A 21,176-nucleotide genomic window follows, 5' to 3' on the forward strand; every position below is an offset into this window, starting at 1 on the left:
GAGACCCGTGGTCCCCGGTGGTCGAGCTTGTCGAGACCCCTCGTCGATCGGGTAACGTGCCGCCCAGCGTCGCGTGCCGGTGACAGACCGTGTCAGGCATGGAGGCGCCGGATGAGAAGGAGATCGACATGATGTCGTCCCCTTCGCCCTCACGTGACTGAGGGCGAGAAGACCAGGCTGATCGCCTGGGCAGATGAGATGCGGCGGGTCCACGACCGGCTGCGTACGGCACTGCGAGTGACGCAGGAAGCGGTCGCCGCGGGAGATCCGGCCGAACCGCCCGCCCGCGACCTGCTGCTGTTCTGTCACGGGTTCTGCGCAGCCCTGACCGGCCACCACGCGGGCGAGGACCGGGAGCTCTTCCCGGCCATCGCCCGTGCCCACCCCGACCTGCGCGAGACGATCCGCTATCTCGAGCAGGACCACTCGATGATCGGCCACCTCCTCGGCGGCCTGCAGGCCGCCGTCGACCGGTCCGCCGGCCCCGATGACCTCGGCAAGCACCTCGAAGGCATCGCCGCGATCATGGAGTCCCACTTCCGCTTCGAGGAGCGCAAGCTGCTCTCGGTATTGGAGACGCTCACGCTGGAGGCGGACGTAGGGGAGGTGTTCGGTCCGCTGTGAGCCGAGAGTGGGCGAAAGTGGCAGGTCCGCCGGCGTCCTGGCCGCCACTTTCGCCCACTCGGCACGCCCGCTGCACGGCCACCCCGAAAGGCAAACCGATTTCCGGACGGGCGTTGTCCGGAACTGGCTCTAGAGTCAGACTCGTGGCCCGCTCACAGACACTCAGCCGCTCCCAGGCCCGCCGGATCGCGCTGGCGGCGCAGGGGTTCCTGGACAAGCCTCATGCCGCGCCGACGATGCGCACCTTCCAACGCACCCTGGAACGCACCGGCGTGCTCCAGGTCGACTCGGTCAACGTCCTGCAGCGTGCGCACTACATGCCGCTCTACAGCCGGATGGGGGCGTACGACACCGATCTCCTGCACCGCGCGAGCCGGGGGCGTCGGGACCGGCGGATGGTGGAGTACTGGGCGCACGTACAGGCGTTCATGCCGGTCGAGCTGTGGCCGCACATGCAGTGGCGGATGGACGACTACCGCGCGACCAAGGGGTCGAAGTGGTGGGGGAGCGTGCCGGAGGGGATGAAGGAGAAGGTGCTGGCGCTGGTCGCCGAGCAGGGGCCGCTCACCGCCCGGCAGGCGGCGAAGGCGCTCGACGACGCCGGCCCGCAGTCCAAGAAGCACTGGGGCTGGAACTGGTCCGACTCCCGCAAGACCCTCGACATCCTCTACATGTTCGGCGAGCTCGCGATCTCGCACCGCAACGACCAGTTCGAGGTCGCCTACGACCTGCCCGAGCGCGTCATCCCGGCCGTCCATCTCGACACCCCGACCCCGTCGCGCGAGGACGCCCAGCGCGAGCTCGTACGCCGAGCCGCCAGGTCGCACGGGGTCGGCACCGCCAAGGACATCGCCGACTACTTCCGGATGCGCGTCGACGACACCACCCGGGCGCTCGGTGAGCTCATCGAGGCCGGCGAGGTGGAGCCGGTCAGTGTCGAGGGGATCCGCAAGCAGGCGTACCTCTTCTCCGGGTCGCGCCTGCCGCGGCGGGTCGGTGCCCGGGCGCTGCTGAGCCCGTTCGACCCGCTGGTCTGGGAGCGGGAGCGCACCGAGGCGCTGTTCGACTTCTTCTACCGGATCGAGATCTACACGCCGGCGCCGAAGCGGGTCCACGGTTACTACGTGCTCCCGTTCCTCCTCGGCGAGCAGATCGTCGGCCGGGTCGACCTCAAGGCCGATCGGAAGAGCGGAACGCTGCAGGTCAAGGGCGCTTTCGCCGAGCCTCACGCCCCCGTGGAGACACCCGTGGAACTCGCCGCCGAGCTCGAGCGGCTCGCCGACTGGCTGGGCATGGACACGATCCAGGTCGAGCCCAAGGGAGACCTCGCGCCGGCCCTGATCGCCGAGGTGGCCGTGCGCTAAATCGATATGGCAGCCCGTGGGCGTGTGTTTGGATCGAGCACATGAGCGAGGAGCACATCGTCACCGCCAACCGCGATATCCGGGCGGAGGCGGCGCAGATCTTCGAGCTGATCGCCGATCCCGCGCAGCAGCCGACGTGGGACGGCAACGACAACCTCGCCGAGGCACCGCAGGGGCAGCGGGTGCGGGCGGTTGGCGACCTGTTCACCATGCAGCTGACCGGCGGACAGATCCGGGTGAACCACATCGTCGAGTTCGAAGAGGGCCGGCGCATCGCGTGGCGCCCGTCCGAGCCCGGCAAGCAGCCGCCGGGCCACCTGTGGCGCTGGGAGCTGGAGCCGGCGGGCGACGGCCTCACTCGCGTCACCCAAACCTACGACTGGACCGACCTGACCGACACCAACCGCCTCAAGCGTGCCCGCGCCACCACCGCGGACATGCTCGCCGCCTCGCTCATGCGTCTGGCGGCTCTGGTCGAGTCGACGGAGCGATCCGTGGAGCCCTCATGATTCAGAGTGTCTCGACCAGGCGGGCGATCGCGCGCGCCAGGTCGTCGGGACGAGAAGCGAGCAGGTCGCGACGGATCTCCAGCATGATCGCCTCGACCGCGGAGTCCCGGCGATAGCGATCGAGTGGCACGTAGCAGCCGGAGAAGGGTGAGTCGAGCGTGACGTCGCCGGTCACGGCTGCCAGCGCGGACCGCGCCCGGTCGAGAAGCAGCTCTGGCGTATGGAAGTCGTCGGTACCCAGGCAGACCTCCGGCCGCGGACCGTTGCCGTGCAGCTCATAGGGGAGGGCTGAAGCAGGATAGGAGTGGACGTCGACGACGGTCACCCGGCCTGCGGACGCGAGCCGCTCGGTGACGAGCTCGGCCAAGGCGGCGGCGTACGGCTCGAAATAGGTCTGCACAAGGTTGCGGCGCTCCGCGGGCGAGGGTTGCCGGAGCACTCCGCGCTGGGTCGTCGCCTCGTAGACCACCCCCATGCCGACCGCATTCATCTCCTCGGTCTCGTCGGGGAACCGCTCCGGGTCGACGACCAGTCGCGAGAGCCGGTTGACGAACACCCAGGGACGTACGCCGCAGAGATCGGCCACGCGCTCGGCCAGGACGTCGGTGTCCGCGTCCGTGATCGCGGTCAGCTCCCGGTCGAGGTCGGCGTCGGAGAGCCCGATCCCGCTGCGTACGTCCGCAGGGATCACGCGCGAGGCGTGGGGCACGTGCAGAAGCACGGTCGATCCCGGGGCGCCCGGGATGATCTCGAAGCTGCGGACGGGGCCGCTCCCACGGAGAGGTAGGACGCAGCGTACATCGGTCTCGTCGGTGTCTTGGACGAGTCCGATCTCCTCGAAGCCGCGGGACGCATAGAGCGCGCGGGCACTGGTCCAGGTGCTGGGGGTGGAGACGCGCAGCTCGCGGCAGTCGCGCTTTCGGGCCTCGTCGATGAGGTGATCGAGCACCTGCCCGGCGAGCCCGATCCGCCGGGTATGAGCCGCAGTGCTCATCCTGACGATCTCGCCGACGCCACCCGGGCGAGCGGCCAGGGTGCCCGTGGCGACCACCTCGCCCCCGAGCCGGGCGACCACGGTCAGGCTGCCGGGATAGCTCTCGGGTAGGTCATACGCGTCCTGGTTGAGCGTCGCGTCGAACGCGACTCCGTAATGTTCCCGGAGGCCGTCGATGATCAGATCCCCGACGTCGCGCCGCTCCCCGTCGCGGAGCACACCCAGACTGATCTGCCGATCCGAGGCTGCCATGGCCAGGAAGGTAGCAGCGACGGATCGCCCCGACCTCTTGCGCACGAACAAAGAGACCGAGTCGTTGTGCCGTCGCCGTACGGTGGCGACCGGCAGGTGGGTAGAGTGAGCGTGCTATCTGTCTGCCGCTAGTAGGAGCCCGCCACCGTGGCAATTCTCGACAAGATCCTTCGTCTCGGCGAAGGCAAGATCCTTCGCGAGCTCGGGGCCATCTCGAAGGCCGTCAACGCGATCGAGGACGAGTTCGTCGCGATGAGCGATGACGAGCTGCGCGGGATGACCGACGAGTTCAAGCAACGCCTGGAGAACGGCGAGGACCTCGACGACATCATGGCCGAGGCGTTCGCCACCGTCCGTGAGGTCACCAAGCGCGTCCTGGGCCAGCGTCACTACGACGTCCAGATCCAGGGTGGCGCCGCCCTCCACCTCGGCAACATCGCCGAGATGAAGACCGGTGAGGGCAAGACCCAGACCGCGGTCCTCCCGGCCTACCTCAACGCGCTGGCCGGCAAGGGCGTCCACGTCGTCACCGTCAACGACTACCTGGCCAAGTTCCAGGCCGAGATGATGGGCCGCATCTACGGCTTCCTCGGCCTCACCGTCGGCGTGATCCTCCCGCAGATGACCCCGGCCCAGCGCCGCGAGGCCTACAACTGCGACATCACCTACGGCACCAACAACGAGCTCGGCTTCGACTACCTGCGCGACAACATGGCGTCCTCCATGGACGACCTGGTCCAGCGCGGTCACTTCTTCGCCATCGTCGACGAGGTCGACTCGATCCTCATCGACGAGGCCCGCACGCCGCTGATCATCTCGGGCCCCACCGAGGACGACGTGAAGTGGTACGACGAGTTCGCCACCATCGCCGCCTCGATGCAGGGCATCGACGTCACCGGCTGGACCGACTCCGACCGTCGTGAGAAATACCTGGAGCTCGGCCGCGCCGACTACGAGGTCGACCGCAAGAAGCGCACCATCGCGGTGCTCGAGCGCGGCATCACCAAGGTCGAGGACCACCTCGGGATCGAGAACCTCTACGAGGCGGTCAACACCCCGCTGATCTCGTTCATGAACAACTCGATCAAGGCCAAGGAGCTGTTCCGCCGCGACAAGGAGTACGTCGTCGCGAACGACGAGGTCCTGATCGTCGACGAGCACACCGGCCGCATGCTCGCCGGCCGCCGCTACAACGACGGTCTGCACCAGGCGATCGAGGCCAAGGAGGGTGTGAAGGTCCGCGAGGAATACCAGACCCTCGCCAGCATCACCCTGCAGAACTACTTCCGGCTCTACGAGAAGCTCTCCGGCATGACCGGTACGGCGATGACCGAGGAGTCCGAGTTCGACAAGATCTACAAGCTCGGCGTGGTCCCGATCCCGACCAACAAGCCGATGATCCGCAAGGACCAGCCCGACCTCGTCTACCGGACCGAGGCGGCGAAGTACGACGCCGTCGCCGACGACCTCGTCGAGCGCCACAAGAAGGGCCAGCCGGTCCTGGTCGGCACGGTCTCGGTCGAGAAGTCCGAATACCTCAGCAACATCCTCAAGAAGCGCGGCGTCCCGCACGCCGTCCTCAACGCCAAGTACCACGAGGACGAGGCCAAGATCGTCGCGCTGGCCGGTCACAAGGGCGCGGTCACCGTCGCCACCAACATGGCCGGTCGAGGCACCGACATCATGCTCGGTGGTTCGGTCGACTTCCTCGCCGACCAGGAGCTCCGAAAGCAGGGTCTCGAGCCCGCGGGCGAGACCGCCGAGGCGTACGAGCAGGCCTGGGCGCCGACCGTCGAGCGGATCAAGGCGCAGGTCAAGGCCGAGCACGAGGAGGTCACCGAGCTGGGTGGTCTCTACGTCCTCGGCACCGAGCGCCACGAGTCGCGCCGCATCGACAACCAGCTGCGTGGTCGTTCCGGCCGTCAGGGTGACCCGGGCGAGTCCCGCTTCTACCTGTCGCTGGAGGACGACCTCATGCGCCTGTTCAAGGGCGAGTGGGTCGACCGCATCCTGACCACGCTGAAGATCCCCGACGACGTGCCGATCGAGGCCAAGTCGGTGACCAAGTCGATCGCCAACGCGCAGACCCAGGTCGAGGGCCAGAACTTCGAGTCCCGCAAGAACGTCCTCAAGTACGACGACGTCATGGACCGCCAGCGCAAGGTGATCTACGCCGAGCGCCGCGAGGTTCTCGAGGGTGCCGACCTCGAGGAGCAGATCCGGGGCTTCATCGACGACGTCGTTACCGGCGTGGTCACCGGTGCCACCCAGGACTACGCCGAGGAGTGGGACCTCGACCAGCTGTGGACCGACCTCAAGCAGATCTGGCCGGTCTCGGTCGACCCCGAGAAGCTGATCGCCGACGCCGGCGGCAGCAAGGCCGACCTCGACCGTCAGGACCTCATCGAGGTCCTCAAGAAGGACGCTCAGGAGGCCTACGACCGCCGCGAGGACGAGATCGGCTCCGAGGGCATGCGTGAGGTCGAGCGTCAGGTCGTCCTCTCCGTGCTCGACCGCAAGTGGCGCGAGCACCTCTACGAGATGGACTACCTGCGTGAGGGCATCGGGCTGCGGGCCTACTCCCAGCGCGACCCGCTGGTCGAATACCAGCGCGAGGGCTTCGACATGTTCACCGCCATGATGGACGGCATCAAGGAGTCCGCGGTGGGCTACCTGTTCAACCTGGAGGTCCAGGTCGAGCAGGCCGAGCCGGAGTTCCACTACCACCCCGACGGCACCCGCCACGCCGGTCCGATGCACGAGGGCGCGCTCGCCGAGCCGCCGGTCGGCGTCAACCAGGCGGGTGGCCTGCAGGACATCGCCGACGCCCTGAAAGCCCAGTCCGCTGCCGCCCCGGCGGCCGGATCGCCGCAGATCCGCGCCAAGGGTCTGCAGCGACCTTCTGCGCCCAAGCACCTGGCCTTCTCCGGCCCGGACGAGCAGGGCCAGGCCGAGGCGCAGAGCAACACCGTCACCAACGCCGACGACCCCTACGCCAAGGTCGGCCGCAACGAGCAGTGCCCGTGCGGCTCCGGCAAGAAGTTCAAGCAGTGCCACGGCCGCCCCGGCGGCCCGACCGGTCTGACCACCCGCGTCAACGGCTGAGGCCTCCGGACCCCGGTCGAGAAGCCGTGGGGCGCTGTACGCACGCGTACAGCGCCCCACGGTTCATCTGTATGGGCCGAAGTCGATCGCCGTGCAGATCCAGCTGTCCCCGACCTGCTCGAAGCGCAGCGCGAGCGCGCGGTGCCCTTCGCCGAACTTGACGTTCACGGTCGCCTCGACGATGCCGATGCTGACGGGGCGGAAGTGCCACCGGAAGATCCGTGGCCGCACCGGCTGGTTACGGCCCAGGCCGGGCTCGTACGCCCCGCTGCGCGCGGCCAGCGACGCGCGGTAGCGCAGGTCGGCGATGACCTCCTTGGTCGTCCAGCGGACCAGCTGGCTCGCCGGCCGGTCGCCACCGACGACCTCGGCGACCTTCTGCGCGAACTGTGGGATCCAGGCGATCAGGTGGCCCCGGGCGGGCACGATCGGGATCGGCTCGGCGGGCGGACCGTCGCGCTCACCGCCGTCCCGCAGCGGCGGGTCCAGGCGTGGCTGGAGGTCGAAGGCCAACATGTCCTGGACGTCGGCCAGAGGCGTCTCGTCGCGGGGCCGAGGAAACCTCGGCTCTTCTTCTGGTGCAGGTTCCCGAGATGGTAGAGCGCTCATGGGAGCGTACTCCTTTCCTTGCAGTCAAACTCCTCTTACCCGAATCGAACGGTCCTAAACCGACGGGTATGGGAATGGTGCTGCAGTGGCGAAAGGAGTCAGAAGTGGCTGGTGTTACGTCGCCTGATCGTCGTACGGCGGCTTCTCGCCGGCGAGGAGCGGCTTCGGCGCCTTCGCGCGCGCCTCTTCCTCCTCGATGTCAGCGAGGGCGTCCTGGATCTGCTTGCTGACGATGCGACGAGGGTCGAGATCGCGTAGCTCGAGATCCTTGTAGGCGGGCCCCAGCTCTCCGCGCAGATCGTCCCGCGCGCTGTTGGCCAGGGTGCGCACCTGGTGGATGAGGCGGGCGATCTGCCGTGCCATGTCGGGGATCTTCTCCGGCCCGAAGACCAAGATGGCGATCACGACGATGACGGCGAGCTCCGCGAAGCCGATGCCGAACACGGAGGCGAACTTACAGGCTCAGAGTTTAGAAGTGGGAGTGAGCCCCAGCTGCATGCCCGCGAGACCGCGTCCGCGGCCGGAGATCGTACGCGCCACGTCGGCGAGCACCTTGGCCGACTCGGCGGTCGGGTCGGCCTCCACGATCGGCTTGCCGGCGTCGCCGGCCTCGCGCAGCGTCTGCTCCAGCGGCACCTGGCCGAGCAGCGGCACCTTCGAGCCGAAGCGCTGGGAGAGCGTGTCGGCGACCCGCTGGCCGCCACCGGAGCCGAAGACCTCCATCTTGGAGCCGTCGGGCAGCACGAGCCAGGACATGTTCTCCACGACGCCGACGACGCGCTGATGCATCATCTCGGCCATCGTGCCGGCGCGCTCGGCCACCTCCGCGGCGGCCTCCTGCGGGGTGGTGACCACGACGATCTCGGCATTGGGCAGGTGCTGTCCCAGCGAGATCGCGACGTCACCGGTGCCCGGGGGCAGGTCGAGCAGCAGCGCGTCCAGGTCGCCCCAGTAGACGTCGGAGAGCATCTGCACCAGGGCCCGGTCGAGCATCGGTCCGCGCCAGGCGACGACCTGGTCGCGGCGCGGCTTGAGCATCCCGATGGAGATCACCGAGACGCCGGAGGCGGTCGGGACCGGCATGATCAGGTCGTCGACCTGGGTCGGCCGGGAGTCGGCCACGCCCAGCATCGCGGGCACCGAGTGGCCGTAGATGTCGGCGTCGACGATGCCGACCTTGAGGCCCTGGTTGGCGAGCGCGACGGCAAGGTTGACGGTGACCGACGACTTGCCGACACCGCCCTTGCCGGAGGCGATCGCGAAGACCTTGGTGAGCGAGCCGGGCTGGGCGAAGGGGATCTCCCGCTGCGCCTGGCCGCCGGTGAGCGACTCGCGCATCGCCGTACGCTGCTCGTTCGACATCACGCCGAGCTCGAGGTCGACACCGGTGATGCCGTCGACCTTCTCCAGCGCGGCGGTGGTGTCCTTGTTGATCGTGTCCTTGAGCGGACAGCCTGCGACGGTCAGCAGCACCTTGACGTGCGCCACCCCGGCGTCGTCGATCGAGACGGAGTCCACCATCCCCAGGTCGGTGATGGGGCGTTTGATCTCCGGGTCCTGCACGGTCGCCAGAGCTGCGTTGACACGGTCGAGAAGCGGGCTACTCACGGTATGCAAGCCTACGTCGTACGTGGGGAGTCTCCTGAATCGCCCGAGGGCTGGTCGACCAGATCCCGCTGCCGGTCGCGCTCCTCGAGCTCCTCGAGCAGCAGCCGCAGCTCGGAGCGGAGGTAGTCGCGGGTGGCGACCTCGCCCAGCGCCATCCGCAGCGACGCGGTCTCGCGAGCGAGGAACTCCATGTCGGCCTTGGACTGCGAGGCGACCCGGCGGTCCTGCTCGGCGATCGCGCGGTCGCGGTCCTCCTGGCGGTTCTGGGCGAGCAGGATGAGCGGGGCGGCGTAGGAGGCCTGCAGGCTCAGCGCCAGGGTCAGGAAGATGAACGGGAACTCGTCGAAGCGCCACTGGGTCGGGGTGAGCGTGTTCCAGCCGATCCAGACGACCACGACCATCGTCATCCAGGCGATGAACCGGGCGGTGCCCATGTAGCGGGCGAACGCCTCGGCGAAGGAGCCGAAGGCGTCGGCGCGGAACGTCGGCCGCTTGACCAGGGTCCGGCGGAGGTCGCGCGGGGTGTCGAGACGGCCGCGGGAGGCGGCACGGGTGTCAGCCACGGCGGATCATCTCCGGGGTGATCACCTTGTTCGGACGGGTGTCCGGGCGGGTGTCGGGTCGGGGCTCGGCGGCCGACTCGTGGCGGGCGAGGTTCTCGCGCCAGTTCTCCGGGAGCAGGTGGTCGAGCAGGTCGTCGACGGTCACCGCGCCCGCCAGATGGCCGTTCTCGTCGACCACCGGGGCCGCCACCAGGTTGTACGTGGCCAGGTGGGCCGCGACCTGCTCGGTGCTGTCCTCGGGCCGCAGCGGCTCCAGGGACTCGTCGAGCGCGCCCGCGACCAGCGTGGAGGGTGGCTCGCGCAGCAGCCGCTGGATGTGGGCGATGCCGAGGAACTTGCCGGTCGGCGTCTCCAACGGCGGACGGCACACGTAGACCAGGGCGGCCTGGGCTGGGGTGAGGTCGGGGTTGCGGACGAGTGCGAGCGCGTCCGCGATGGTCGCGTCGGGGCCGACGATGACCGGCTCCGGCGTCATCATCGAGCCGGCGGTGTCCTCCTCGTAGGACATCAGCCGGAGCACGTCCTTGGCGTCCTCGGGCTGCATCAGGTCGAGCAGGAGGGTCGCGGTCTCCTCGGGCAGCTCGGCGATCAGGTCGGCGGCGTCGTCGGGGGACATCTCCTCGAGCACGTCGGCGGCGCGCTCGGAGTCGAGGGCCCCGACGATGGCGACCTGGTCGTCCTCGGGCAGCTCCTCGAGCACCTCGGCGAGCCGCTCGTCGTCGAGCGCGGCGACGACCTGCCGCTGACGCTCGGGCGGGAGCTCGTGGATCATCGTCGCGGCGTCGGCCGGACGCATCTCGTGGATCGCCTGGACCAGGTGGGTCGCAGCCTGGGTGGGGGAGCGGCGGGCCAGCCCCTCCACGTCGTCCCACTCGACCACGTACGTCTGGCCGCGACGGCGCAGCCCTTTGGACGGCTCCTGGACGGCCACCCGGGAGAGCAGCCAGTCGCGGTTGCGGGCCTGCTCCATGCCGACGTCGTAGACCGTCCCGGTCACGCCGGTGGGCCGGATGGTGACCTGCCGGTCGAACATCTGGCCGATCACCAGGGTCTCGGTCGACCGCTGCTGGAAGCGGCGCATGTTGAGCAGACCGGTCGTGTAGATCTGCCCGGAGTCGATGCTGGTCACGCGGGTCATCGGCACGAAGATGCGCCGGCGCCCGAAGACCTCGACGACGAGGCCCAGCACCCGCGGCTGGCGCGCGTCGGATCTGACCGTGACCACGAGATCTCGCACCTTGCCGACCTGCTCACCGAGCGGGTCGAAGATCGGGAGGCCGACCAGTCGTGCCGCATAGACGCGGTTCGGCGAGGTGCTCACGGCCCCACGTTATGACATCAGCCCCACGAGGTCCCTTCGACGCTCACACGACGACCCCGGGCGTGAATTCGATGAACTATCCGAACTCGTTCGGTTGCGGCGTCCCCGATCTACCTGGGACGTGTGTTACAAAAGTTTTCTATGTGACCAGCGTGATCGGTCGCCACCGCTGTGAAAGGGGCCCGAACGGATGCGTACGCAATCTCAGGCCACGCTCCGCCGGGCCCGGATGGCCACGGCGCTGCTCACCACCGGGCTCACGCTCGGTCTCGCGCTCGGTCTGCTCGGCAGCGCGCTCGTCGCCGGGCACCACTCGCCGGCGCCGGCCACCGACCTGGAGGCCGCCGCCTACTCGCCGCCGCGCTACCGGATGGTGCAGGCCAACATCAAGGCCGGGATGCCGACGGCGCGGTTCAAGAAGGATGTCCGCAAGGTCCTGGACACCGCGCCCGACTTCGTCACCTACAACGAGGTGAACAACCGCCGAGCCGCCGACCTCGCGCCGGGCCGCTACCGCGTGTGGCGCAAGGGCGGCAACGCCTACCGCGCCGCGACCGCGGTCGCCTGGGACGACAAGGTGTGGAAGGCGACCGCCAAGGGCCTCCACCGGATCAGCAACAAGCGCGGCAAGCCCGACGGCCAGCGACTCCACTGGGGGATCAGGTACGCCAACTGGGTCACCCTCGAGCACCGCTCCACCGGCAAGAAGGTCTCGGTCGTGGCCGTGCACTTCGCCCCCAAGTCCAAGTACTACGGCGACCTGGTCCGCCCCTCCGCCAAGGCGCTCAACGCGCTGGTGAAGTCGCTGGCCGGCCGCGGCCCGGTGATGGTCGGCGGCGACCTGAACGTGCAGTACGGCGGCTCCCGCTACCCACGTGACATCTTCGCGGCCAGGCACCTCACGCCGAGCTACGACGTCACCCACCAGGTGCCGGTCACCCACGGCCGCGCCTCCACGATCGACTACGTCCTCGCTCGCGGCATCGCCCGGTTCGCCACCGGCAACCAGCGCGCGTTCGGCCTCGAGTCGGACCACAACGCGGTCAGCGTCGACTTCTCGCCGCTGCCGGTCGGATCGACGTCGGGCTCCGCCAAGGTCAGGTTCGGGCCGGGCACCGTGGTCACCGACCCGGGGCTCAGCGCTGCCGAGGAGCAGAGCGTGCTGCGTACGGTCCTGAAGGCGGTCAACAGCGCCCAGCGCGGCGCGACCGTCCATCTGGCCAGCCGGGTGGCGACCAACGCCAGGGTGGTCCGGGCGCTGAAGCAGGCCAAGTCGCGCGGGGCGCACGTCCAGGTCGTCACGGCGGAGCGCACCACGACCGACCAGATGCGCTCGCTGCAGCGCGTCCTGGGCAAGGACGTGAACAAGCAGAGCTGGGCGGTGGCGCGCCCGGACGGCTACGACGGCGCCGGACTGCGGGCGACGGTGCTGCTGGTCAGCCGCACCGGAGCCACGCCGGCCTTCGCCTTCAGTTCCAGCACGCAGATGTCCCCCTCGGCCGGAAAGGGCAGGCGAGCGGGCTACATCAGCGTCACCAAGGAGTCCTACGACAAGCTCCTGAAGCCCTTCTTCTCGGCAGTCGGACGGCGGGTCCGAGCGTCGTAGGATCGCGGTGTGGTGGGTGTCACCTGTCCCTGATGGTTACTGATTGGTAACCTGCCGCAGAGCCGTCATGGTGGTCGACAGGCTCGACCACCGAGAGCCGGCTCGACCACCGAGATTAGGAGTAGAGCATGGGTCGCCTTGCCGAGACCGAGGGTCTCACCGACATCCAGGAAGAGATCCTGAAGACCGTCCGACAGTTCGTGGACGAGAAGGTCATCCCGGTGGCCCAGGAGCTGGAGCACGCCGATGAGTACCCGACCGAGATCGTCGAGGGGCTCAAGGAGCTCGGCATCTTCGGTCTGATGATCCCGGAGGAGTACGGCGGCCTGGGCGAGTCCCTGCTGACGTACGCGCTGTGCGTCGAGGAGATCGCGCGCGGCTGGATGTCCGTCTCGGGCGTCATCAACACCCACTTCATCGTGGCCTACATGCTGATGCAGCACGGCACCGAGGAGCAGAAGCAGAAGTACCTGCCGAAGATGGCGACCGGTGAGGTGCGCGGCGCCTTCTCGATGTCGGAGCCCGGCCTCGGCTCGGACGTCAGTGCGGTGTCCACCAAGGCCACCAAGCAGGCCGACGGGTCCTACGAGATCACCGGCCAGAAGATGTGGCTGACCAACGGTGGCTCCTCCACCCTGGTCGCGGTGCTCACCAAGACCGACGAGGGCGCCGAGTCGGTCTACAAGAACATGACGACCTTCTTGGTCGAGAAGACCCCGGGGTTCGGCGAGGTCGCCCAGGGCGTCACCGTGCCCGGCAAGATCGACAAGATGGGCTACAAGGGCATCGACACGACCGAGATGATCTTCGAGGGTCACAAGATCTCGGCCGACCAGATCCTCGGTGGCGAGCCCGGCAAGGGCTTCTTCCAGATGATGGACGGCGTCGAGGTCGGCCGCGTCAACGTCGCCGCCCGCGCCTGCGGTCTCGCGATCCGCGGTTTCGAGCTCGGCATCGCCTACTCCCAGCAGCGCCAGACCTTCGGCAAGAAGATCGCCGACCACCAGGCGATCCTGTTCCGTCTCGCCGAGATGGGCACCAAGGTCGAGGTCTCCCACAACATGATGGTCCGCGCCGCGCGGCTCAAGGACACCGGCAAGCGGATGGACGTCGAGGCCGGCATGGCCAAGATGGTCGCCTCGGAGTACGCCAACGAGGTCGTCGAGGACTCCTTCAGGATCCACGGCGGCTACGGCTACTCCAAGGAGTACGAGATCGAGCGGCTCATGCGCGAGGTCAAGTTCATGCTGATCGGTGAGGGCACCAGCGACATCCAGAAGATGATCATCGGTCGCAGCCTCCTCAAGGACTATCGCTCCTGATCCTCGACCCCCGCGTCGCACCGACGACCGCACCGACGACCGCACCGACGACCCTGCCGAAACCGATGGCTTCGGCAGGGTCGTTGTCGTAGGTTGGGCGTTACCCGAGCAACGACCAGCACAGCCGATGTAGGGGGAGCGATGACGAACGACGATCTCAAGGCCAAGATGCGCGAGGCGCTGGAGAAGAAGAACAGCCACGAGCACGCCCACGCCGAGAGTGCCGAGGCCAAGGAGAAGGCTCACGGGTCCGAGGTCGTCGGCGGCGCGCCCAAGATGCACCGCCGTAAGGCTGGAGGCGGCGGTTCCTGAGTCCTGGCTCTAGACTGTGCCCAATTTTGTGACCCCTTCGGGTCGATGGGTCGGTCTGGTCGAGAGGTAATGAACATTGGCGCGCCGCGTACTGCTCCACGTCGGGGCGATGAAGTCGGGGACGACGTATCTGCAGGGAGCCTTGTACAAGAACAAGGACCTCCTCGCGGAGCGCGGGTTCCTGGTCCCCGGCGCGCGCTGGCGCCAGCAGATCGAGGCCGTCCTCGACGTGAAGGGCCGTCACAAGCACCCCGAGGGTGACTCGGTCACCGGGGCGTGGGACCGCCTGGTCGCCGAGGTCGACGAGTGGGACGGCACCGCGCTGATCTCCGTCGAGCTGCTCGCCCCCGCCGGGCCGGAGACGGTCGATCGGGTGGCGAAGAGCTTCCGCGGCGTGACCCCCGAGATCGTGCTCTCGCTGCGCGACATCAACCGGCAGATCCCGTCCATGTGGCAGGAGCTCATCCAGAACGGCGCGGACTGGACCTGGCCGGAGTTCGTCTCGGCGGTCAACAAGAGTCGTCCCGGCACCCGCGAGCGCCGCCACTCCAGGCCCGGCCGCCGGTTCTGGTCCGAGCAGGACATGGTCGCGATCGCCCGGCGCTGGGGACAGGCCGGCCCGCTCCACCTGGTCACCGTGCCTCCGCCGGGCAGCCCGGCCACGCTCCTGCTCGAGCGGTTCGGGGCCGCGATGGGCTTCGACCCCGACGGGATGAAGAGCCCGCCGCCGAAGAACACCTCGCTCGGCGCCGCGACCGTCGAGGTCCTGCGCGAGCTCAACGCCGAGCTGGACCGCCGTGGTCTGGCGTTCCCGGCCGCGATGGGGCTGCGCAAGCACACCCTTGGCAAGCGGCTGATGCCGGCGCTCACGGCCGACGACCCGCGCATCGGCCTGCAGGCCCCGCGCTGGACGCAGTCGTTCACCCGAGACCAGGCCGCGGAGCTCCGCGGCCTGGACGCGACCATCCACGGGGACCTCGATGACCTGACCCCGGTGGACGTACGCGGGATCGACCCGCGCAAGGTCACCGACAAGCAGGTTCGCGACGCCGCGGTGGCTTCCCATGCCGCGCTGCGTACGGATCTCAACAAGAAGCTCGCCGACCCGACCATTCCTGGTGAGATCGACCCGGGGGAGGGCCGCAAGGCCACGGCGCGTGCCGTCTCCGCCCTGGCCGACCTCGTGGAATGGTCAGTTCGGCGAGAGGAGCTGGTCCGTACGTAGGGCCTCAACACATGTGGGGGGAATTCATTGTCAAGCACCTGGAGTCTGCGCCGTAAGCGCAGACTCATCGAGGAGGCGCCCGCGAGCGGTGCCACGACCACTGCGCCGCCACGCGTCGCGGTGCTCACGATTGCGCGCGACGAGGGCGAGATGCTCACCCGCTGGGTCGACCACTACGGCCGGCAGGCGGGCTACGAGAACCTGATCGTCTTCGACGACGGCTCCACCGACGGCTCCACCGACGACTTGGCATGCACCGTCCAGCACATCCCCGGCTTTCGCAAGGGCAACTTCGAGAACGGGCGGATGAGCCTGGCCAGCGGGGTCGCCCAGGGCCTTCTGGGCATCTACGACGTGGTCATCTTCACCGACGTCGACGAGTTCATCGTCCCGGACCCGGCCAGGTACGCCGACCTGACCGACTATTTGAGCAACCGTCCTGAGCGGGTGATCGCTCCGCTGGCCCTCAACGTCGTCCACCACACCGCCGTCGAGGAGCCGCTGATCAGCGGCAAGCCGATCGTCGGCCAGCGGGCCTACGCCCAGTTCGCGCCGCTGATGTGCAAGCCCTCGGTCAAGCGGGTGCCAGCTGCCTGGAAGTGCGCCTCCCACGGCATCAAGGCCTCCTACCTGCCCGACCCCGGCCTCTTCATGCTTCACATGAAGTTCGCCGACCTGGACCTGCTGCGGCGTCAGGCCGACCGGCGCAACCAGCTCGCCAAGTCGGTCGGACGCGGCAAGGGCAGCTCCTGGGGCCGCTCGGGCGACGATCTGGCCGAGCTGCTGATCAAGGCGACGGCCTCGGCGAGCGCCGACGTCGCCGAGTTCGATCCGGCCGCGGTGCTGCTGCCCGAGCTGGTCAGCGAGGAGAACGGCGTGCACCGCGCCGTCGGCGCCGGCCACATCGGCAACCTCCGCAACCAGCCGCTGCTACGCATCCCGGAACGCCTCCACGGGATCGTCTGAACTAGGTTACTGTCCGGTAATCCACGCACCGCCAGACGCACCGACGAGAGGCCGTAGATGAGCAAGACCAACCCCGGCAACTTCTTCGAGGACTTCCAGGTCGGCCAGGTCATCGAGCACGCGACCCCGCGTACGGTGACCGAGGGCGACCGGGCTGCGTACGGATCGATCTACCCGACCCGCTTCGCGCTGCCCTCCAGCGCCGTCTTCGCGGAGTCCGTAGGCCTGAGCGCGCACCCGGTGGAGGAGCTGATCGGCTTCCATATCGCCTTCGGCAAGACCGTGCCGGACGTGTCGCTGAACGCCGTCGCCAACCTCGGCTACGCCGAGTGCCGCTTCCACCAGCCGGTCGTGCCGGGCGACACGCTCTCCACGAAGTCCGAGGTCATCGGTCTCAAGCAGAACTCAAACGGCAAGTCGGGAGTCGTCTACGTACGCTCCACCGCCACCAACCAGCGCGGCGAGGTCGCCATCGACTGGGCCCGCTGGGTGATGGTGCACAAGCGGGACACGACCGGCGCGACGGACGCTCCGGAGACGGTCATCCCGGAGCTGGCGAAGGCGGTCGACGCGAAGAACCTGATCGTGCCGAAGGGCCTGGACTTCACGTCCTACGACTTCACCGCCGCCGGGGAGCCGCACCGGCTCGCCGACTACGAGGTCGGCGAGAAGATCGACCACGTCGACGGCGTCACGCTGACCGAGTCCGAGCACCAGCAGGCCACCCGGCTCTGGCAGAACACCGCGAAGGTGCACTTCAACGCCGAGGCGCGGCCTGACGGGCGCAATCTCGTCTACGGCGGTCACATCATCTCGCTGGCCCGCGCGCTGTCGTTCAACGGTCTCGCCAACGCCCAGCTCGTCGCCGCGATCAACGCCGGCGCCCACACGGCCCCGGCCTTCGCCGGCGACACCGTCTACGCCTGGTCCGAGGTGCTCGACCGGGCAGAGACGGACGCTCCGGACGTCGGTGCGCTCCGGCTGCGGCTGGTCGCCACCAAGGGGCGCGACGAGTCGATGACCCTGCGGGGCGATGATGGCAAGTACGCCCCCGGGGTCCTGCTCGACCTCGACTACTGGGCGCTCATCCCTGCGTAAGGAGAACGTCATGGCTGGCAAGAAGGCACTCTTCGTCTCCGGCTCGGCTCAGGGCATCGGCAAGGCGATCGTCGAGAAGTTCGCGGCCGAGGGCTGGTTCGTCGGCGTCTACGACATCGACGCCGACCAGGCCCGCGACGTCGCGGCCCTGCTGGGTTCCGAGGCCGCCGTCGGCGGCGCGCTCGACGTCACCCGGCCCGACTCCTGGAAGGCCGCGCTCGAGGAGTTCGCGACCGCGGCCGGGGGCCGCCTCGACCTGCTGGTCAACAACGCCGGCATCCTGCGCGCCGGGCGGCTGGCCGAGGTCGACCTCGACGAGCACCACCGAACCATCGAGATCAACGTCAACGGCGTGATCAACGGCTGCCATTCCGCCTACCCCTACCTGCGGGCCACCCCGGGCTCGGGTGTCATCAACGTCTGCAGTGCGAGCGCGATCTACGGCCAGCCGGAGATCGCCACCTACAGCGCCTCGAAGTACGCGGTGCGCGGTCTCACCGAGGCCTTGGAGCTGGAGTGGCGCAAGGAGGGGATCCGGGTGCAGGCGGTCTGGCCGCTGTGGGTGCAGACCGCGCTCCTCGACGGCAACGTGGCATCCTCCCACGAGACCCTGGGTGTGCGGCTCACCGTCGAGGACGTCGCCGACCAGGTCTGGGAGATGGCCCAGCCGCGCAAGGGGCTGCTGGGGCGGGTACCGAAGGTGCACACCACCGTGGGGCTGCCGGCGCGGGCGCTCTCAGCCGCGGCCGACCTGGCGCCCAACGTGCTCGTCCGCGAGGTCAACCGGTTCATCACGCGGGCGTGAGGCGCCGTTCGGGCCTTCGGCTGGTTTGATGGAGGCATGGCCCTCTACCTCGTCAGGCACGGCACCACCGAGTGGTCCCTCAACGGCCGGCACACCTCGCGCACCGACCTGCCCCTGCTCCCCGAGGGCGAGGAGGCGGCCAAGGTCCTCGCGTCTCGCCTGCACGAGCAGTCGTACGCCGCGGTTCTGACCTCCCCGCGACAGCGGGCGCTGCGTACGGCTGAGCTGGCGGGGTTCCCCGACGCGACCGTCACCGACGACCTGGTCGAGTGGGACTACGGCGACTACGAGGGCATCACCACCGAGGAGATCCACCGCACCGACCCCGGCTGGAGCCTGTGGACCTCGGCCACGCCCGGAGGCGAGGCGGCGGCATCGGTCCAGGAGCGGCTGGGCCGGGTCGTCTCGGCCGCCCGCGAGCGTGACGGTGACACCCTCGTCTTTTCCCACGGACACGCGCTGTGCGCGCTGGCCGCCGTGTGGCTCGGGCTCCCGGTCAGCGAGGGCCGGCTCTTCCGGCTGGACACCGCGACCGTCTCGATGCTGGACACTCATCACGGGCAGCCGGTCGTCAAGCGCTGGAACGCCTAGCCCGCGACCGCTGACACGCCGAGGGTTGACCGGACGCACGCCACGGGTCACCGTTGGGGAGTGGCTCTTGCGGTGGGCTGTCCACGCTGCGCGACGCCGGTGGCGAGCATCGGTGCCGGCGGCACCCGGTCCTGCCCCGAGCACGGCGTGGTGCCGCCGTTGTGGCGTACGGACTTGCCTTCCTACGACGACCTCGTCACGCTACTCGAGCACGCGGGCGAGGTGCCGACCTACGTCCCGTGGCCGCTCGAGCCCGGCTGGTCGATCACCGACCTCGCCGTGGTCGGCGAGGAGGGCAAGGGGGTCGCCACGCTGCTCACGCTGAGCGGCACGACCCCCGACGACGGCGCGGTCGAGATGACCGTCGTCACCGAGGAGGCCGGCGTCGGGCTGGGCGCGCGGTGCGCGCGTACGGAAGGCCCCGACCCCGGCATCGACGCCTGCTCCGGCCCGCCCACGACGAAGGTGCGTGTCGGCGGGCAGCTGGCGCCGTTGTGGCCGGTCACCCAGTGGACCAACGGCGCGGAGGAGTGGGAGCGCTCGGTGGTGGTGGGCGAGGCTGCGGGGCGTTGGCTCTGGCTCGTCTTCCGGCCCGCGACGGCGATGCTGATGCTCCAGGACGGCTGGCAGCTGCGCCAGGTCAGCGACCTCGGGGTGCAGATGGTCGAGCTGCCGTTCGGCGGGCCCGGTGGATCCTGGTGGGGTGCCCCCTAGGATGGGCAGGTGCGCATCGACCTCCACACTCACTCGCGGGTGAGCGACGGGACCGATTCGCCTGCCGAGCTGGTCCGGGCGGCGAAGGACCAGGGACTCGACGTCGTGGCCATCACCGACCACGACAGCGCCGACAGCTGGGACGAGGCGGCCACGGCCGCCGCCGACGTCGGCATCGAGCTCGTGCGCGGCATGGAGATCAGCACCCACCACGCCGGCCACGGTGTGCATCTGCTGGCCTACCTCCCCGACCGCGACTACCCGCCGCTGGTCGACGAGCTCGCCCGGGTCCTCATCGGCCGCGACGGTCGACTGCCGCTGATGCTCGACCGGCTCTCCCGCATCGGCATCGACGTCACCCTCGACGACGTCGCGGCGGTCTCGGGTGACGCCGCCGCATCGGGGCGTCCCCACCTGGCCGACGCGCTCGTCGCCAAGGGCTATGTGAGCAGCCGCGACGAGGCGTTCAACCTCTACCTCGGGTCCGGCAAGCCGGCGTACGTCAACCGCTACGCCGCCGCGCTCGAGCCGATGATCCGCACCGTCGCCGAGGCCGGGGGAGTGACCGTCATCGCCCACCCGTGGGGCCGGTCCGGCCGCGAGGAACCCGACGAGGCGGCCCTCTCCGAGCTGGCCGACGCAGGACTCTCCGGGCTGGAGGTCGACCACCAGGACCACGCCCCCGAGACCCGCGAGAAGCTGCGGGTCATCGCCCGCAATCTCGACCTCGTGGTGACCGGATCCAGCGATTACCACGGCACCGGGAAGGTGGGTCACCATCTGGGAGTGAACACCACCGCACCCGCTGAGTACGAGCGGCTCCTGGAGCGCGCCGCCGCAGCCTCGGCCGCCTCCGGACGCACCACCCCCGAGGTCGTACGTTGACCGAGATCTTCATCTCCTCGCTGGTCACGCTCTTCGTGATCATGGACCCGGTCGGCACCATCCCGGTCTTCCTCTCGCTGACCGCCGGTCAGGCCCCCGCCAAGCAGCGCCGCGCCGCCGTCCTGGCGGTAGCCGTCTCGTTCCTGGTGATCACGATCTTCGCGCTGTTCGGACAGGCGATCCTGCACTACCTGCACATCTCGCTCGAGGCGCTGCAGTGCGCCGGCGGCCTGCTCCTCCTGCTCGTCGCCCTCGAGCTCCTCACCGACAACTTCGACGACCCGGTCGCCGCCGCCGGAGCCAACGTCGCGATGGTCCCCCTCGGCACCCCGCTCCTGGCCGGCCCCGGCGCGATCGTCGCCACCATGGTCTTCACCAAGGACGTCGACTCGGTGGCGACCGGCATCGGCCTGGGCCTCGGCCTCATCGTCGTCCACATCGCCCTGCTCCTCGCGATGATCTTCTCCGTACCCATCCTCAAGGTCCTCAAGGAGTCCGGCGTCCTGCTGATCACCCGCATCGCCGGTCTGCTCCTCTCCGCCATCGCGGTCCAGATGGTCGCCGACGCCGTCACCACCTTCATCGCCAACGCCTGACCCCCGACCCGGCGCATCTGCCCCGCTCTCAGACGCCGAGTCGGCGCATCTGCCCCGCTCTGGGGCGTCGAGTCGGCGCGTCTGTCCCGTTCTGGGGCGTCGAGTCG

At 69.1% G+C, this 21,176-nt stretch carries 21 protein-coding genes; 15 read left to right on the forward strand and 6 right to left on the reverse strand.

The window, feature by feature from the left end:
• Window positions 1-153: 153 nt before the first annotated feature.
• From IEY81_RS20055 to IEY81_RS20065, 3 genes are all read left to right on the forward strand, one after another.
• On the forward strand, window positions 154-624 hold the full coding sequence (locus tag IEY81_RS20055; protein WP_189120265.1) for a hemerythrin domain-containing protein: 471 nt from the start codon (window positions 154-156) through the stop codon (window positions 622-624).
• A 143-nt stretch (window positions 625-767) separates the two neighbouring features.
• Complete coding sequence (locus IEY81_RS20060) at window positions 768-1,988, forward strand: winged helix-turn-helix domain-containing protein (protein WP_189120266.1); 1,221 nt, start codon at window positions 768-770, stop codon at window positions 1,986-1,988.
• Window positions 1,989-2,029: 41 nt separating this feature from the next.
• Window positions 2,030-2,497 carry an SRPBCC family protein gene (locus IEY81_RS20065; RefSeq protein WP_189120267.1) on the forward strand — a complete coding sequence of 156 codons (468 nt, stop codon included), beginning with the start codon at window positions 2,030-2,032 and terminating at the stop codon, window positions 2,495-2,497.
• Window position 2,498: 1 nt separating this feature from the next.
• Here the strand turns inward: IEY81_RS20065 and IEY81_RS20070 are convergent, their stop codons facing one another.
• Window positions 2,499-3,743, reverse strand: coding sequence for a GNAT family N-acetyltransferase (locus IEY81_RS20070; RefSeq protein ID WP_189120268.1), 1,245 nt, complete (start codon window positions 3,741-3,743; stop codon window positions 2,499-2,501).
• A gap of 147 nt (window positions 3,744-3,890) precedes the next feature.
• Between IEY81_RS20070 and secA the strand changes: the two genes are divergently transcribed.
• Window positions 3,891-6,848 carry a preprotein translocase subunit SecA gene (secA, locus tag IEY81_RS20075; RefSeq protein WP_189120269.1) on the forward strand — a complete coding sequence of 986 codons (2,958 nt, stop codon included), beginning with the start codon at window positions 3,891-3,893 and terminating at the stop codon, window positions 6,846-6,848.
• Window positions 6,849-6,911: 63 nt separating this feature from the next.
• On the opposite strand, the gene IEY81_RS20080 is transcribed toward secA, so the two are convergent.
• From IEY81_RS20080 to IEY81_RS20100, 5 genes are all read right to left on the reverse strand, one after another.
• Window positions 6,912-7,364, reverse strand: coding sequence for an Rv3235 family protein (locus IEY81_RS20080; protein ID WP_189120270.1), 453 nt, complete (start codon window positions 7,362-7,364; stop codon window positions 6,912-6,914).
• 207 nt (window positions 7,365-7,571) lie between these two features.
• Window positions 7,572-7,901: a sec-independent translocase gene (locus IEY81_RS20085; RefSeq protein ID WP_189120271.1), complete on the reverse strand. Its 330-nt coding sequence runs from the start codon at window positions 7,899-7,901 to the stop codon at window positions 7,572-7,574.
• Window positions 7,902-7,919: 18 nt separating this feature from the next.
• A complete protein-coding gene (locus tag IEY81_RS20090; protein ID WP_189120272.1) occupies window positions 7,920-9,065 on the reverse strand; it encodes an Mrp/NBP35 family ATP-binding protein in 1,146 nt (381 codons plus the stop codon).
• Between the two features lie 11 nt (window positions 9,066-9,076).
• Complete coding sequence (locus tag IEY81_RS20095) at window positions 9,077-9,628, reverse strand: DUF1003 domain-containing protein (RefSeq protein ID WP_189120273.1); 552 nt, start codon at window positions 9,626-9,628, stop codon at window positions 9,077-9,079.
• Complete coding sequence (locus IEY81_RS20100; RefSeq protein WP_189120274.1) at window positions 9,621-10,949, reverse strand: magnesium transporter MgtE N-terminal domain-containing protein; 1,329 nt, start codon at window positions 10,947-10,949, stop codon at window positions 9,621-9,623. Before IEY81_RS20100 ends, IEY81_RS20095 begins: the two co-directional genes overlap by 8 nt.
• Before the next feature lie 190 nt (window positions 10,950-11,139).
• Here IEY81_RS20100 and IEY81_RS20105 point away from each other — a divergent pair, with 190 nt between their 5' ends.
• From IEY81_RS20105 to IEY81_RS20155, 11 genes are all read left to right on the forward strand, one after another.
• Window positions 11,140-12,555 carry an endonuclease/exonuclease/phosphatase family protein gene (locus tag IEY81_RS20105; RefSeq protein WP_189120275.1) on the forward strand — a complete coding sequence of 472 codons (1,416 nt, stop codon included), beginning with the start codon at window positions 11,140-11,142 and terminating at the stop codon, window positions 12,553-12,555.
• Window positions 12,556-12,683: 128 nt separating this feature from the next.
• The gene (locus tag IEY81_RS20110) at window positions 12,684-13,877 is read left to right on the forward strand and encodes an acyl-CoA dehydrogenase family protein (RefSeq protein WP_189120276.1); all 1,194 of its coding nucleotides are present in this window, start codon (window positions 12,684-12,686) and stop codon (window positions 13,875-13,877) included.
• Between the two features lie 141 nt (window positions 13,878-14,018).
• Window positions 14,019-14,189, forward strand: coding sequence for a DUF5302 domain-containing protein (locus tag IEY81_RS20115; RefSeq protein ID WP_189120277.1), 171 nt, complete (start codon window positions 14,019-14,021; stop codon window positions 14,187-14,189).
• 76 nt (window positions 14,190-14,265) lie between these two features.
• Window positions 14,266-15,414 carry a hypothetical protein gene (locus IEY81_RS20120; RefSeq protein ID WP_189120278.1) on the forward strand — a complete coding sequence of 383 codons (1,149 nt, stop codon included), beginning with the start codon at window positions 14,266-14,268 and terminating at the stop codon, window positions 15,412-15,414.
• Between the two features lie 27 nt (window positions 15,415-15,441).
• Complete coding sequence (locus IEY81_RS20125) at window positions 15,442-16,380, forward strand: glycosyltransferase family 2 protein (RefSeq protein ID WP_189120279.1); 939 nt, start codon at window positions 15,442-15,444, stop codon at window positions 16,378-16,380.
• 57 nt (window positions 16,381-16,437) lie between these two features.
• Window positions 16,438-17,478 carry a MaoC family dehydratase gene (locus IEY81_RS20130; protein ID WP_189120280.1) on the forward strand — a complete coding sequence of 347 codons (1,041 nt, stop codon included), beginning with the start codon at window positions 16,438-16,440 and terminating at the stop codon, window positions 17,476-17,478.
• Between the two features lie 10 nt (window positions 17,479-17,488).
• On the forward strand, window positions 17,489-18,283 hold the full coding sequence (locus IEY81_RS20135; RefSeq protein WP_189120281.1) for an SDR family oxidoreductase: 795 nt from the start codon (window positions 17,489-17,491) through the stop codon (window positions 18,281-18,283).
• A 36-nt stretch (window positions 18,284-18,319) separates the two neighbouring features.
• On the forward strand, window positions 18,320-18,874 hold the full coding sequence (locus tag IEY81_RS20140; RefSeq protein ID WP_189120282.1) for a histidine phosphatase family protein: 555 nt from the start codon (window positions 18,320-18,322) through the stop codon (window positions 18,872-18,874).
• Between the two features lie 60 nt (window positions 18,875-18,934).
• The gene (locus IEY81_RS20145; protein ID WP_189120283.1) at window positions 18,935-19,588 is read left to right on the forward strand and encodes a DUF6758 family protein; all 654 of its coding nucleotides are present in this window, start codon (window positions 18,935-18,937) and stop codon (window positions 19,586-19,588) included.
• Window positions 19,589-19,597: 9 nt separating this feature from the next.
• Window positions 19,598-20,473, forward strand: a complete 876-nt coding sequence (locus tag IEY81_RS20150) for a PHP domain-containing protein (protein ID WP_189120284.1) — start codon at window positions 19,598-19,600, stop codon at window positions 20,471-20,473.
• Window positions 20,470-21,069, forward strand: a complete 600-nt coding sequence (locus tag IEY81_RS20155) for a MarC family protein (protein WP_189120285.1) — start codon at window positions 20,470-20,472, stop codon at window positions 21,067-21,069. The genes IEY81_RS20150 and IEY81_RS20155 overlap by 4 nt, the downstream gene beginning before the upstream one ends.
• Window positions 21,070-21,176: the final 107 nt, after the last annotated feature.

Origin of the sequence: Nocardioides luteus (genome assembly GCF_014648595.1) — a bacterium.
In the GTDB taxonomy this organism is placed as follows: Bacteria; Actinomycetota; Actinomycetes; order Propionibacteriales; family Nocardioidaceae; genus Nocardioides; species Nocardioides luteus.